At 73.8% G+C, this 13,317-nt stretch carries 11 protein-coding genes; 7 read left to right on the forward strand and 4 right to left on the reverse strand.

Annotated features, from left to right (window positions below):
- Positions 1–34: 34 nt before the first annotated feature.
- The 4 genes from glgA to OG802_RS30605 all read left to right on the forward strand — a co-directional run bounded on the left by glgA (position 35) and on the right by OG802_RS30605 (position 5,545).
- Positions 35–1,195 carry a glycogen synthase gene (gene glgA, locus OG802_RS30590; protein ID WP_329415714.1) on the forward strand — a complete coding sequence of 387 codons (1,161 nt, stop codon included), beginning with the start codon at positions 35–37 and terminating at the stop codon, positions 1,193–1,195.
- Between the two features lie 53 nt (positions 1,196–1,248).
- Positions 1,249–2,469, forward strand: a complete 1,221-nt coding sequence (gene glgC, locus OG802_RS30595) for a glucose-1-phosphate adenylyltransferase (RefSeq protein ID WP_329415715.1) — start codon at positions 1,249–1,251, stop codon at positions 2,467–2,469.
- Positions 2,470–2,608: 139 nt separating this feature from the next.
- Entirely contained in the window at positions 2,609–3,931 is a 1,323-nt protein-coding gene (locus tag OG802_RS30600; RefSeq protein WP_329415717.1) for a wax ester/triacylglycerol synthase family O-acyltransferase, read from the forward strand.
- Positions 3,932–4,036: 105 nt separating this feature from the next.
- Positions 4,037–5,545, forward strand: a complete 1,509-nt coding sequence (locus OG802_RS30605; RefSeq protein WP_329415718.1) for an SDR family NAD(P)-dependent oxidoreductase — start codon at positions 4,037–4,039, stop codon at positions 5,543–5,545.
- Between the two features lie 104 nt (positions 5,546–5,649).
- Here the strand turns inward: OG802_RS30605 and OG802_RS30610 are convergent, their stop codons facing one another.
- The gene (locus OG802_RS30610) at positions 5,650–6,417 is read right to left on the reverse strand and encodes an SDR family oxidoreductase (protein WP_329415719.1); all 768 of its coding nucleotides are present in this window, start codon (positions 6,415–6,417) and stop codon (positions 5,650–5,652) included.
- 25 nt (positions 6,418–6,442) lie between these two features.
- Positions 6,443–6,892: a hypothetical protein gene (locus OG802_RS30615; RefSeq protein ID WP_329415722.1), complete on the reverse strand. Its 450-nt coding sequence runs from the start codon at positions 6,890–6,892 to the stop codon at positions 6,443–6,445.
- 458 nt (positions 6,893–7,350) lie between these two features.
- Here OG802_RS30615 and OG802_RS30620 point away from each other — a divergent pair, with 458 nt between their 5' ends.
- Positions 7,351–7,524 carry a hypothetical protein gene (locus OG802_RS30620; protein WP_106980896.1) on the forward strand — a complete coding sequence of 58 codons (174 nt, stop codon included), beginning with the start codon at positions 7,351–7,353 and terminating at the stop codon, positions 7,522–7,524.
- A gap of 203 nt (positions 7,525–7,727) precedes the next feature.
- On the opposite strand, the gene OG802_RS30625 is transcribed toward OG802_RS30620, so the two are convergent.
- Both OG802_RS30625 and OG802_RS30630 read right to left on the reverse strand, forming a co-directional pair.
- Complete coding sequence (locus OG802_RS30625) at positions 7,728–9,071, reverse strand: amidase (protein ID WP_329415726.1); 1,344 nt, start codon at positions 9,069–9,071, stop codon at positions 7,728–7,730.
- Positions 9,072–9,204: 133 nt separating this feature from the next.
- Positions 9,205–10,626, reverse strand: a complete 1,422-nt coding sequence (locus OG802_RS30630) for a lipase maturation factor family protein (RefSeq protein WP_329415729.1) — start codon at positions 10,624–10,626, stop codon at positions 9,205–9,207.
- 138 nt (positions 10,627–10,764) lie between these two features.
- Here OG802_RS30630 and OG802_RS30635 point away from each other — a divergent pair, with 138 nt between their 5' ends.
- Together OG802_RS30635 and OG802_RS30640 are read left to right on the forward strand one after the other, a co-directional pair.
- Positions 10,765–11,148, forward strand: coding sequence for a hypothetical protein (locus OG802_RS30635; protein WP_329415732.1), 384 nt, complete (start codon positions 10,765–10,767; stop codon positions 11,146–11,148).
- 62 nt (positions 11,149–11,210) lie between these two features.
- Positions 11,211–13,313, forward strand: a complete 2,103-nt coding sequence (locus tag OG802_RS30640) for a SpoIIE family protein phosphatase (RefSeq protein WP_329415733.1) — start codon at positions 11,211–11,213, stop codon at positions 13,311–13,313.
- Positions 13,314–13,317 lie beyond the last annotated feature (4 nt).

A 13,317-nucleotide genomic window follows, 5' to 3' on the forward strand; every position in this document is an offset into this window, starting at 1 on the left:
TGAAAGGGAACGGTCGCCGAGATGGGGGTTACGGGTGCGAGTGGGACTGCTGACCCGGGAGTTTCCCCCGGACGTGTACGGCGGCGCCGGCGTCCACGTCGAGTTCCTGGCGCGCGAGCTGCGGCGGCTGGTCGACGTGGACGTGCACTGCTGGGGCGAGGGCGCCTCGGACGGCGTCCGGCGCCACCGCCCCTGGTCCGCGCTCGACGGGGCCAACGACGCGCTGCGCACGTTCTCGGTGGACCTCGCCATGGCGGCCGCCCTCGAAGGCCGCGAGCTGGTCCACTCGCACACCTGGTACGCCAATCTCGCCGGGCATCTCGCCCAGCAGCTGTACGGCGTCCCGCACGTGGTGACCGCGCACTCGCTGGAACCGCTGCGGCCCTGGAAGGCCGAGCAGCTCGGCGGCGGCTACGCCCTGTCGAGCTGGGCCGAGCGGACCGCGCTGGAGGCCGCCGACGCGGTGATCGCCGTCTCCGGCGCCATGCGCGACGACGTCCTCGCCTGCTACCCGGCGCTCGCCGCGGACCGGGTGCACGTCGTGCACAACGGGATCGACACCTCGCTGTACCGTCCCGACCACGGCACGGACGCCCTCGCCCGGATCGGTCTCGACCCGGACCGCCCGTTCGTGCTGTTCGTCGGGCGCATCACCCGGCAGAAGGGCGTGCCGCACCTGCTGCGCGCCGTCCGGGACATCGACCCGGCGGCGCAGGTCGTGCTGTGCGCGGGCGCGCCCGACACGCCCGAGATCGACCAGGAGTTCCGCGACCTCTTCGGCCGGCTGAGCGGCGCCCGCGACGGCGTCCACTGGATCCCGGGGATGCTGCCGCGCCCCGAGGTGATCCAGCTCCTCACGCACGCGGCCGTGTTCGTGTGCCCGTCGGTGTACGAGCCCCTCGGCATCGTCAACCTGGAGGCGATGGCGTGCGGCACGCCCGTCGTGGCCTCCCGGGTGGGCGGGATCCCGGAGGTCGTCGAGCACGGCGTGACCGGCACGCTCGTCCCCCTGGACGACGAGGGCGACGTCTTCGAGGCGGGTCTCGGCCGCGCGATCGACGAGATCCTCGGCGATCCGGCCACGGCGCGCCGCATGGGAGAGGCGGGCCGGGCCCGCGCGGTCGGCGAGTTCGGCTGGGACGCGGTGGCACGCCGTACCGTCGGACTGTACGAGGAGATCCTCAAACAGGCGTAGAGAGCCCCGCGCCGGGGCAGCCATGGGTATCAACCAGGGTGAGGGGAGCGGCCATGCGTCGTGGTGGGCCTTCGGTGCTCGGGATCGTGCTGGCGGGCGGTGAGGGCAAACGGCTGATGCCGCTGACCGCGGACCGCGCCAAACCGGCGGTCACCTTCGGCGGCACGTACCGTCTCGTGGACTTCGTGCTGTCCAACCTCGTCAACGCGGACGTCCTGCGCATCTGCGTGCTGACGCAGTACAAGTCGCACTCGCTGGACCGGCACATCACCACCACCTGGCGGATGTCGAGCCTGCTCGGCAACTACGTCACGCCGGTCCCGGCGCAGCAGCGGCTCGGCCCGCGCTGGTACCTCGGCAGCGCCGACGCCATCCTCCAGTCGCTGAACCTGATCTACGACGAGCGGCCCGAGTACGTGGCGGTCTTCGGCGCGGACCACGTCTACCGCATGGACCCGCGCCAGATGCTGGAGCGGCACATCGACAGCGGCGCGGGTGTGACGGTGGCGGGCATCCGGGTGCCGCGCGGCGAGTCCTCGTCGTTCGGGGTGATCACTCCGGGCTCGGACGGCCAGACGGTCGAGCGGTTCCTGGAGAAGCCCGCCGACCCGCCGGGGCTGGCGGACGACCCGGAGTCGGTGTTCGCGTCGATGGGCAACTACATCTTCACGACGAAGGCCCTCATCGAGGCCCTCCAACGCGACTCCGAGGACGAGCGGTCCGTGCACGACATGGGCGGCTCGATCCTGCCCCAGCTCACCGAGCGCGGGGAGGCCGCGCTGTACGACTTCCAGGACAACCACGTGCCGGGGGAGACCACCCGCGACCAGGGCTACTGGCGTGACGTCGGCACGCTCGACGCCTACTACGACGCCCACATGGACCTGATCGCCGAGCGGCCGGCCTTCAACCTGTACAACCGCAACTGGCCGATCTACACCCACTCGGGCCAGTTGTCCCCGGCGCGTTTCAACGCGGGCGGCATCGCCGGCGAGTCGATCATCAGTGCGGGCTGCCTGATCCGCGGACAGGTCACCCGCTCGGTGCTCTCGCCGGGCGTCCTGGTCGACCCCGGCGCGGTGGTGCAGGGCTCGATCCTGCACGACAACGTGCACATCGGGCGGGGAGCGGTCGTGCGCGGGGCGGTCCTGGACAAGAACGTCGAGGTCCCTCCGGGGGCGACCATCGGGGTGAACCCGGAGCGCGACGCCGATCTGTACACCGTCTCGCAGGGCGGCGTGATCGCCCTGGGCAAGGGCCAGCGGGTCACGTAGACGCCGGGACCGGTCGTGGGACGCCGTGTAACGCGAACGTCATCCGATGTTGACTGTGCGTAGCACGATCGTACTTGACCGTAATCGGTGGTGAGAGGTTGACTGCCTCCTCACCCCATCGTGACGCGAGGCGAGCCTCTTGACTGCTGAAGATTTGCTGGCACCGCTGGACCTGGCGTTCTGGAACATCGAGTCCGCCGACCATCCCATGCACCTCGGCGCGCTCGGGGTGTTCTCGGCCGCGTCGCCCGCCGCGGCCGCCCACGCCGCCGATCTGCTCGCCGGCCGGGCGGCCGCCGTGCCCGGACTGCGCATGCGGATCCGGGACGTGTGGCAGCCCCTCGCCTTCGGCGGCGCGGTCCGCGAGCCCGACCCGGACTTCGACCCCCTGCACCACGTCCGGCTGCACGAGCGCGCCGCCGACTTCCAGGCAGAGGCGGGCCGGCTCATGGAACGGCCGCTGGAGCGCGGCCGCCCGCCCTGGGAGGCGCACGTGCTGCCCGGCGCGGACGGCGACTCCTTCGCCGTCCTCTTCAAGTTCCACCACGCCCTCGCCGACGGACTGCGCGCGCTGACCCTGGCCGCCGCCGTCCTGGACCCCATGGACATGCCCGCACCGCGACCCCGGCCGGCACGGCCCCCCGCGCCGCTGCTCCCGGACGTGCGCAGGCTCCCCGACCTGCTGCGCGGGGCGGTCTCCGAGGTGGGCCGCGCCCTCGACATCGGCGCGTCGGTCGCCGTGTCGGGCCTGGGCGTGCGCTCCAGCGCCGCGCTCACCGCCGAGTCCACCGGCACCCGCCGCACCGCCGGCGTGGTCATCGACCTCGACGACGTGCACCGGGTCCGCAAGGTCGCGGGCGGCACCGTCAACGACGTGCTGATCGCGGTCGTGGCGGGGGCCCTGCGCCGCTGGCTCGACGAGCGCGGCGACGGCAGCGCGGGCGTGCGGCCCCGTGCGCTGATCCCCGTCTCCCAGCGGCGCCCGCGCACCGCGCACCCGCGGGGCAACCGGCTGTCCGGATACATGCTGCGGCTTCCGGTCGACGACCCCGACCCGCTCGGCCGGCTCGCCCACTGCCGGACGGCGATGGACCGCAACAAGGACGCGGGTCCCGGCCGGGGCGCCGGGGCCGTCGCCCTGCTCGCCGACCACGTCCCGGCGCTCGGCCACCGGCTGGGCGGGCCCGTGGTCGGCCAGGCGGCCCGGCTCTGGTTCGACATCCTCGTCACCAGCGTGCCGCTGCCCGGCTTCGGCCTCAGACTCGGCGGCAACCCGCTCGCCGAGGTCTTCCCCTATGCCCCCCTCGCCCGCGGGCAGGCCCTCGCGGTCGCCGTCTCGACGTACCGCGGCCAGGTCCACTACGGGCTGGTCGCCGACGCCGAGGCGGTCCCCGACCTCGACCGGTTCGCGGGCGCGCTGACCGCCGAGGTGGAGACGCTCATCACTGCCTGCGGCTCTTGACGGGAACGGGTTTGGAGGAGCGGCCCGGCGCTCCGTAAAATTCCCCGTTCGTAGGGCGGGCGCGGTCGGAGCGCCGCACACGTGAGCAGGGAAAGCGGCAGCGCGATGACGGTGACAGAGGACGGCTCGGCGGCGATCGCGGACGACGTCGTGGACGAGGTCGTGTACGGGCCCGGCATCGATCCGGAGCGGCTCGCGGTGTGCCTCGCCGTGCTGGACGAGCTCGCCGGGCTGGACGTCGACCACCCCGACGCGATCGCCGTGCGCCGGGCCACCGCCGGCGTCTACCGCACGGTGAAGCAGCGCCGCAGGCAGGAGCGCCGGGCCGCCAAGACCGCCCACGACAAGGCGGTCACCGAGGCCACCGCCACCGGCTCCGCCCAGCGCATCGACGACGAGACCGAGGGCATCCTGCCCTCGTCCGTCACCGAGGAGGGCAGGATCGCGGGGATACTCCAGCGCCCCCGCTCCTGCTACACCTGCAAGACCAGGTACGTCGAGGTCGACTACTTCTACCACCAGCTCTGTCCGGCCTGCGCCGAGCTGAACCGCTCCCGCCGCGACGCCCGCGCCGACCTCACCGGCAAGCGCGCGCTGCTCACCGGCGGCCGCGCCAAGATCGGCATGTACATCGCCCTGCGGCTGCTGCGCGACGGCGCCCACACGACGATCACCACGCGGTTCCCCAAGGACGCCATCCGCCGCTTCAAGGCCATGGACGACTCCGCCGACTGGCTCCACCGGCTGGAGGTCGTCGGCATCGACCTGCGCGACCCGGCGCAGGCCGTGGCGCTCGCCGACCGGGTCGCCGAGGCGGGCCCGCTCGACATCCTCGTCAACAACGCGACGCAGACCGTGCGCCGGCTGCCCTCCGCCTACGCCGCCCTGGTCGACGGGGAGGGCGCCCCGCTGCCCGCCGGCGAGCTGCCCGCCCACCACGTCATCGGCGCGTTCGGCTCGGGTGCGGTGGACGGCCTGGCCGCGCTGCCCGTCGGGATCAGCGGCATGGACGCCCAGCAGGTCGCCGACCTCGCGCTGGTCGCCGGCAACGCCAGCGTGGCCCGGCACCTCGACGGGACCGCGATCGACGCGGGCGGACTGGTCCCCGACGTCGTCGACAGCAACACCTGGGTGCAGACCATCGAGCAGATCTCCCCGGTGGAGCTGCTGGAGACGCAGCTGTGCAACTACACGGCGCCGTTCATCCTGATCAGCAAGCTCCGCCCGGCCATGGCCGACGCCGCGCGGAAGGCGTCGAGCGGACGCGCCTACGTCGTCAACGTCTCGGCGATGGAGGGCGTGTTCGGCCGCGGCTACAAGGGCGCGGGCCACCCGAACACCAACGCCGCCAAGGCCGCGATGAACATGGTGACGCGGACCAGCGCCCAGGAGATGTTCCAGGCCGACGGCATCCTGATGACCTCGGTCGACACCGGCTGGATCACCGACGAGCGCCCGCACTTCGACAAGCTGCGGCTCGCCGAGGAGGGCTTCCACGCCCCCCTCGACCTCGTCGACGGCGCGGCCCGGGTCTACGACCCGGTCGTGCGCGGCGAAGCGGGCGAGGACGTCTACGGGGTCTTCCTGAAGGACTACGCGCCCGGCAAGTGGTAGCCCCGCCGGACGCGCGGTGAGAGGCGCGGGCGGGGGGCCGTACAGCCCGGCACGAGCGGGCCCGCCGGCCCGCCGGGTGCGGTACGCAGGCCCCTGCGCGCCCGTCAGGGCGTGACGCGGGCCCTCCGCACCCGTGTTCCGCCGTCCACCAGCAGGTCCGCGCCCGTGATCCACTCCGCCGCGTCCGACGCCAGCCACAGCACCGCCCGCGCCACGTCCTCGGGCTCCCCGATGCGGGCCAGCGGCAGGGCGGCCGAGGTCTCCCGCTCTCCCGGCTCCCACACGAACCGCGCCATCTCGGTGCGGACGAGACCGGGGGAGACCGAGTTGACCCGGACCCCCGGGCCCAGCTCTCCGGCCAGCTGCCGGGTGAGGTGCAGCAGGGCCGCCTTGCTGGTGCCGTACGCGCCCACGCCGGGGCCGGTGTGCGCGGCGCCCTCGGTGCAGATGTTGACCACCGTCCCGCCGTGCTCGCGCATCCAGCCCCGCCACGCGCACTGCACCAGCCGCAGCGGGGCCTCGACGTTGACGGCGAACGCCTCCCGCCAGAGCGCGGGGTCGGCGTCCATCAGGGGCCCCAGCGGCTGGTTCGTCGCCGCGTTGTTGACCAGGACGTCCAGCCGGCCGAACGCGCGCAGGCACAGACCGGTGAGCGCCTCGGGGTGGCCGGGGTCCCCGACGCTTCCGGCCAGGCCCACCCCGTCCAGTTCCGCGGCCGTGCGCCGCACGTCGTCCGGGTCGCGCGCGCTCACGCACACCCGCGCCCCGGCGTCGGCGAGCGCGCGGGCCACGGCCCGGCCGATGCCCCGGGTGGCCCCGGTGACCACCGCGGCCCTTCCGCGCAGAACGTACCGTCCGTGCGACGACGTCATCGGCGTACCGTCTCACGACGGACTGTCAATCGACAGTCCTCATAGGGGAGTTGTGCACCGAGACCAGCTCCAGCACGGTGCGCCAGTCCTCCAGGACGCCCGCGTCGAAGACGCTCGTCAGAGCATCCTCGTCGGCCTGGCGCAGGCTGAGCAGATCGCCGTCGGCCGGGACGCCGCGCCGGGGATGCAGCCATACCAGGCCGGCGACCCTGGGCCCGAGCAGCGGCCGCACGGCGTCGGCGGCCCGCCCCGCCCGGCCGGCCGGGTCGGCCGGACTCAGCAGCCGCCCCACGGGACGGACCAGCCCGGCGAGCTGGAGCTCCTTGTCCGCCGGCCGGGCGCGGCGCAGCAGCGCGGCCGTGCGCAGCGCGTGGTCGTGGAGGTCCACCGACGGGGCCGGGCGGCGCGTGGCGTCCCGTACACCGCGGCACGCGTACAGCAGGTCCATCAGCTCCTCGACGCTGCGCAGCTCCATGCGTCGGTCCTCCCGGGAGTCGGCCGTTCTGCACATCAGCAGATCATGGCCCGCTTGCGATCCGGCGAACGGCGCCTGAACGACGCGCCCGGATCGGCAGAGGTGTTCACCGTTGTACGCCGGTCGAGTGAACCCAACAGGTGCATCAGGGTGTAAAAGGGTTCAATTCACCTGCGGAGACGTCCGGGTCACACGCCACGGTTGCCCCAAATTTTCTGGCGCTATCGAGCGGCACCCCGCTCATCTGGTTACTCTGTGACCGACGGACAGCAGGACGGAGTGCCACCCACACCCATCGTCCGTCTGGGACATGCCGGTTCACCACGGCCAGCTCTCCTGGGAGTCACCGGCGCAACCGTGTCGCCACCGACTCCAGCCCGACCCGAGGGAGCGTCCAGCGCCGGACCGCAGAGTGGCCGGCACGCCCCGAGGGTGATCCGACACATAAGGAGTGCGCGGTGACACCGGAGAAGACGAATCGCGAACAACGCCCCAAGGAACGCACCGAGCGCGCCGGCCGCAGGCCCGGCGAGCTCGGCAGCCTCGACGTGTGGGCTCGCTCCGCCCCGATCCGCCTGGCGGGCTACGAGGACGACCTCGCCGAGCCCCACATCCTGCCCAGCGTGGACTGACACCGCCCGCGGGAACCCTCGCGATCGCCGACCGCATGGGCGTGCGCCGCACAGCCCGCGCCCATGCGAACCACCGATCCTCCCGCTCTCGCGCACCGATCTCGCGCACCGGTCTCGCCCCCGTGTCGCCGGCGTCGACCGCCCCGCAGGCGTCTCGTGCCCGGACCCGGCTCCAGGAGGTGGGCCCGTCGTCGGGCCCGCGCTCAGTCCAGCGGAGCCGTCCGCCGCCACGGCCGCAGGGCCTCCAACTGTTCGGCCAGGCGCAGGAGTTCGCTCTCCGTCCCCGGCCGGCCCACCAGCTGCACGGCCGTGGGGGCGCCGGACGGCAGCGTCCCGAAGGGGACGGACATCGCCGGCCAGCCCGTCAGGTTCCACGGCGGGGTCAGCGGCGAGTAGTTCGTGTTCACCGCGATGTTGCGCAGCCAGCCCCGCTCGTGCCACGGCGCCGACTTCGGCGACCGCCGCGCCAGCGCCGGAGTGAGCAGCACGTCGTACCGCGCGAAGAACGGCTCCAGCCGCCGGCGCAGCTCCTCCCGTGCCGTACCCCCGCGGACCCTGTTCACGAAGCGCCGGCCCACGGCCGCGTGCACCCGTGTGCGCCGGGCCAGCAGCCGGGCGTCCAGGCTCCCGGCGTCCACCGCGGTGCCCGCCGTCCAGTGCGTGAGCGCGGTGACGCCGAGGGACAGAGGGTACGGCGGCTCCGCCCGCTCCACGTGATGGCCCGCCCGCACGAGCACCCCGGCCGCCTCCCGGGCCGCGTCCGTGTACGGCCGGCTCACGGTGACCCCGGCCAGCGGACTGCGCACCGAGACGGCGACCCTGAGCGCGCCGGGTTCCACGGGTCCCGCGATCTCGGCGCCGGCCAGGACCGACAGCATCAGCCGCACGTCCCGCACGGTCGTCGCCAGCGGACCGTTCTCCGACATCCCGAACCAGTCGCCGTCCCCGATCCCGGCCGGCACCACCCCGTGACCCGGCTTGATCGTCACCAGCCCGCAGTTGGCGGCCGGGATGCGCAGGGAGCCCATGCCGTCGTTGCCGAGGGCGATCGGCGTCAGCCCGGCGGCGACCGCGGCCGCGCTGCCGCCGGACGAGCCGCCCGCCGTGCGGGAGACGTCCCAGGGATTGCGGGCCGTGCCGTGGACGCCCTCCGTCGTGCCGAAGACGCACAGCTCCGGCACGTTGGTCAGGCCGACGACGACCGCCCCGGCGGCCCGCAGCCGCGCCACGGTCACGTGGTCGGCCTCGGCCGGCGCGTCCGGCGTCGCGGCCGAGCCGACGCGGGTCGACTCGCCCCGCACCCCGAGATTGTCCTTGACCGCCAACGGCACGCCGGCCAGCGGGAGTCCGGCCAGATCGGCGCGGGCCCCCACCTCGTCCGCCTCCGCGAGGGCGGCCGCGGCGCGCACCGTGCGGAACGCCCCGATCCGCCCGTCCAGCCGCTCGATGCGCGCCAGGTGCTCGGCCACCACCTCGCGGGGCGTCACCTCCTTCGCGCGCACGGCGGCGGCGATCTCGACGGCGGTCCGGCCTGTCCAGACGGTCACGGCAGCTCCTCGGGGGTCGGTCACTACTCACGAGTACACGCGGGTGCGTGGGAGAACTCTGCCCCGCCGGGTCGCTTCCGTCGACCTCGCACACGATGCGCCGCCGCCGCGGCGCGGGACGGCGGGCTCCCGGCTACGGCCTGCGGGCCGTCTGCGCGAGCCGGGTCGGCGGCAGGTACTCGCGCACGTACGTCCGGTGCCACCACGCTCCCGTCTCCCGCAGCTCCCGCCGGGTCGTGTAGCGGTAGCGGAACAGGCGGGCGCGGACGTGCCGTGGCGGCAGGCCGGGCGGGAACGGGGAGCGGCGCAGCAGCCTCAGGGTGTCGCGGTCGTCCTCCAGCAGCCGTTCCACCAGGGCGGCGAACCACGCCCCGGCGTAGGCGGGGGAGAGCGCCGCGAACCACATCATCCAGTCCAGGCGCAGATGGTAGGGGGCGAACTGGCGCGGGCGGCGGCGGGGATCGCCGGGCTTGCCCCGGAACTCGTACTCCCGCCAGTCGGAGTCCTCGCGCGGCGCCTCGTCGAGCGTGCCCTCGACCACCACCTCGTAGCGGGTCCGGCTGACGCTGCCGAACGCGCCGTAGGTGTTGACCAGGTGCAGCGGATCGAAGGAGCGGTTCATCACCTGGAGCCGGGACAGCATGTTGACCACCGGGTGGTAGCTCAGGAACAGCAGCAGCGCGGCCGTGGCCAGGACCACCACCTCGAACCACAGGGGGGCGGCGGGCGCCGTGCGGTGTCCGCCCGGCAGGGCGAGCGCGGACACGGCGAGCACGACCGTGATCCAGTTCAGCCAGGCGAAGTTGCCCGACAGGACCAGCCACAGCTGGGTGGCGGTCATCGCGGCCGCGGCCGCCGTCGCGACCGGCTGCGGGGCGAACAGCAGGAACGGCACGACGAGTTGGGTGACATGGTTGGCGGCCGCCTCGACGCGGTGCAACGGCTTCGGCAGCCGGTGGAAGTACCAGCTCAGCGGGCCGGGCATCGGCTGGGTCTCATGGTGGTGGTAGAGGCAGGTCAGCTTCCGCCAGCAGGCGTCGCCGCGCATCTTGATCAGGCCCGCGCCGAACTCGACCCGGAACAGGAGCCAGCGCAGCAGGAAGAGCACGACGACGGGCGAGGCCACCTCGTCGTTGCCGAGGAACACGGCGAGGAAGCCCGTCTCCAGCAGCAGTGACTCCCAGCCGAAGCCGTACCAGGTCTGCCCCACGTTCACGATCGACAGGTACAGCGCCCACGGCGCCAGCCACAACGCCATCGCCGCCCACAACGGCAGGAGGGAGTCCGCTCCCGCCAGCAGCGCCGCGGCCACCGCGCAGCCCGTCCAGGCGCAGGCGGCGAACAGCCGGTCGGAGTAGCGCAGGTGGAACAGGCTCGGCGCCCGCCGGAAGGGCGCCCGCCGCACGAACAGGGGGATCGGCAGCATCCCGCGCTCGCCGAGCAGCGGGCGGAACTGGAGGGCCGCCGTCAGGAACGCGACCAGGTACACGGCGGCCAGGCCGCGCTGGAAGAGCAGCCGGCTCAGCCAGTACTCGGGTGCGGTGAACCAGTCCACGGCCGTGCGCTCCTCCCGTCCGCCGCTCCGTCACGGTGCGCGATCGCGTTCTCCGCTTGCGTGACCGGGGCGGGTGAAGCAGACAATAGTGGGCGAATCCCCGTAAGGGGGCGGACCGAGTCGATGCGGGAGAACGTGGTGCGACTACCCACTGCCACCGTCCTCACCGCCTGCGCGCTCTCGGCGGCGCTCCTCGTCGCCGGCCGCGCCGGTGACGGAGCGAAGTACACGATGCCGGGCCCGGACGCGGTCTTTCCGGCGGCGCAGGGCCGCGTCCTGTTCGCCGACCCCCTCACCGACCTCTCGGACACCGGCGCCGACCCGGAGTCCGACGCGGATCCGGAGTCCGGCGCGGACCTCGACCGCGGCCTCGCCCCGGACGCCGTCGGCCCCGAGACCGTCCCCGAGATCCCCGACCCGCCCGACGGCGGCGGGCTGGTCCCCGACGGGCCGGACGAGTCCGACGCGCTCGACCCGTCCGACCCCGTCTTCGGCAGCCCTGTCGACGCCGTCCTCGGCTGACCGTGGCCGCAGGCCCCCGCTCCCCGGTCGAAGAATCAGGCAAACCCTGGCAAGGTGGCCCCATGGCTGATCGGGGAGCGAGTGCCCTGTCACTCCCGGACGACTGGCCCGCCCACCCGGATCCGATCCTGGCGCTCAACCGCATGGGCAGCTTCGACTGGGACCTGGACTCGGGGCTGTTCCACATGGACGCCCGGGCCCACGAGATCTTCGACATCCGCCCCGACGAGTACGACGGCGATCCGGCGTCCCTCGGTGTGCGGGTCCCGCCGAACGAGGCCACCCGCCTGGACGCCCTCGTCGCCCAGGCGATCAAGGACGGCAGCGAGAACTACGGCGCCTACTTCCGCCTGCGGATGCGCGACGGCGACCTGCGCTGGACCCACACCCAGGGCTACATCCGGCGCGACCCCACCGGCCGCCCGCGCCGCATCGTCGGCATCGTCCGCGACGCGACCGAGGAACTCGGCGACCTCGCCGCCCGCCGCGACGAGAACGCCCTCGACGACGCGCGCCGCGACCAGACCAACGTCGTCCAGCTCACCACGGCGGCCCTGGCGCACGCCCGCACCGTGCAGGACGTCATCGACGTCCTCAAGGACACCCAGGGCCTCACCCATCTGGGCGCCACCAGTCTCGTCATGGGCCTGGTCGAGGCCGGGCGCATCCGGCTGATCGCCGAGGGGCCCGAGGGCAGCTTCGTGCCCGGCACCCTCGTCACCCGGATCGACGAGCCGTACCCGATGAGCGAGGTCGTGCGCACCCTGACCCCCCGCTTCATCGAGTCGCCGGACGAGTTCGCCCGCGGCTACCCCGTGCTGTGGCCGCACCTGACCGACCTGCGGATCACCTCGGCGGCCTATCTGCCGCTCATCGTGCAGGCCCGCCCGATCGGCGCCATGGGCCTGCTCTACAGCGACCGGCGCGGCTTCACCCCCGAGGAGCGCAACATCCTCGTCGCCCTGGGCAGCAGCATCGCCCAGAGCCTGCAACGGGCCATGTTCTACGAGCAGGAGAAGGACATCGCCCAGGGCCTCCAGCAGGCGATGCTGCCGCGCACCATCCCCAGCGTGCCCGGCGCCGACGTGGCCGTCCGCTACCGGGCCGCCACCATCGGCGGATCGCTCGGCCGCGACATCGGCGGCGACTGGTACGACCTGATCCCGCTGCCCGGCGGCGCCCCCTCCGGGGGAGGCCGGGTCGGCGCCGTCATCGGCGACGTCCAGGGCCACGACACCCATGCGGCCGCCGTCATGGGCCAGCTGCGCATCGTGCTCAGGGCCTACGCGGCCGAGGGGCACACCCCGGCCACCGTGATGGCCCGCGCCTCCGTCTTCCTGCACGAACTGGACACCGACCGCTTCGCGACCTGCCTGTACGCGGAGGTCGACCTGTCCACCGGCGTCGTCCAGGTGGTGCGCGCCGGGCACATCGATCCCCTGCTGCGCGCCCCCGACGGCGCCTGCCGGCGCGTCCCGGTGCCCGGCGGGCTGCCGCTCGGGCTGTCCGCCGAGTTCGGCAGCCTGGAGTACCCGGTCGGCACCATCGAACTCGACCCCGGCCACACCCTGCTGCTGTGCACCGACGGGCTCGTCGAGCAGCCCGGCGCCGACCTCGACGACGGCATGCTCGCCCTCGCCGCGTCCATCTCCGCCGGCCCCGCCGACGTGCGCGACCTCGCCGACCGGCTCATCGACGTCGCCGAGGAGCGCGGCGGCGACGACGACGTGGCCCTGCTCCTGCTGCGCCGGCGCGGACCGGACGGCGCGCAGACCGGCAACCGGCTCCAGCAGCACGTCGCGCCGGGCGATCCGGAGGCCCTCTCCGAGGCCCGGCACATGATCCGCGCCGCCGTGCGCGCCTGGGGCGCCCGGGACCGCTCCGACGAGATCGAACTGGTCGCCGACGAGCTGATCACCAACGCGCTGATGCACACCGAGGGCGCGGCGATCGTCACCCTGCGGGCGCTCACCGGCGGCGAACGGCGGCTGCGCGTCGAGGTGGAGGACTCCTCCAGCGCGCTGCCGCGCCGCCGCGAGGCGGGCGAGTCGGGCGTCTCCGGGCGCGGCCTGATGCTGGTGGACCTGCTCGCCGACGGATGGGGCGTCGAGGCGCGCGGCGGCGGCAAGTGCGTGTGGTGCGAGTTCGCGGTGCCCCCGCGGTGACCGG

The organism is Streptomyces sp. NBC_00704 (genome assembly GCF_036226605.1).
Lineage (GTDB): Bacteria > Actinomycetota > Actinomycetes > Streptomycetales > Streptomycetaceae > Streptomyces.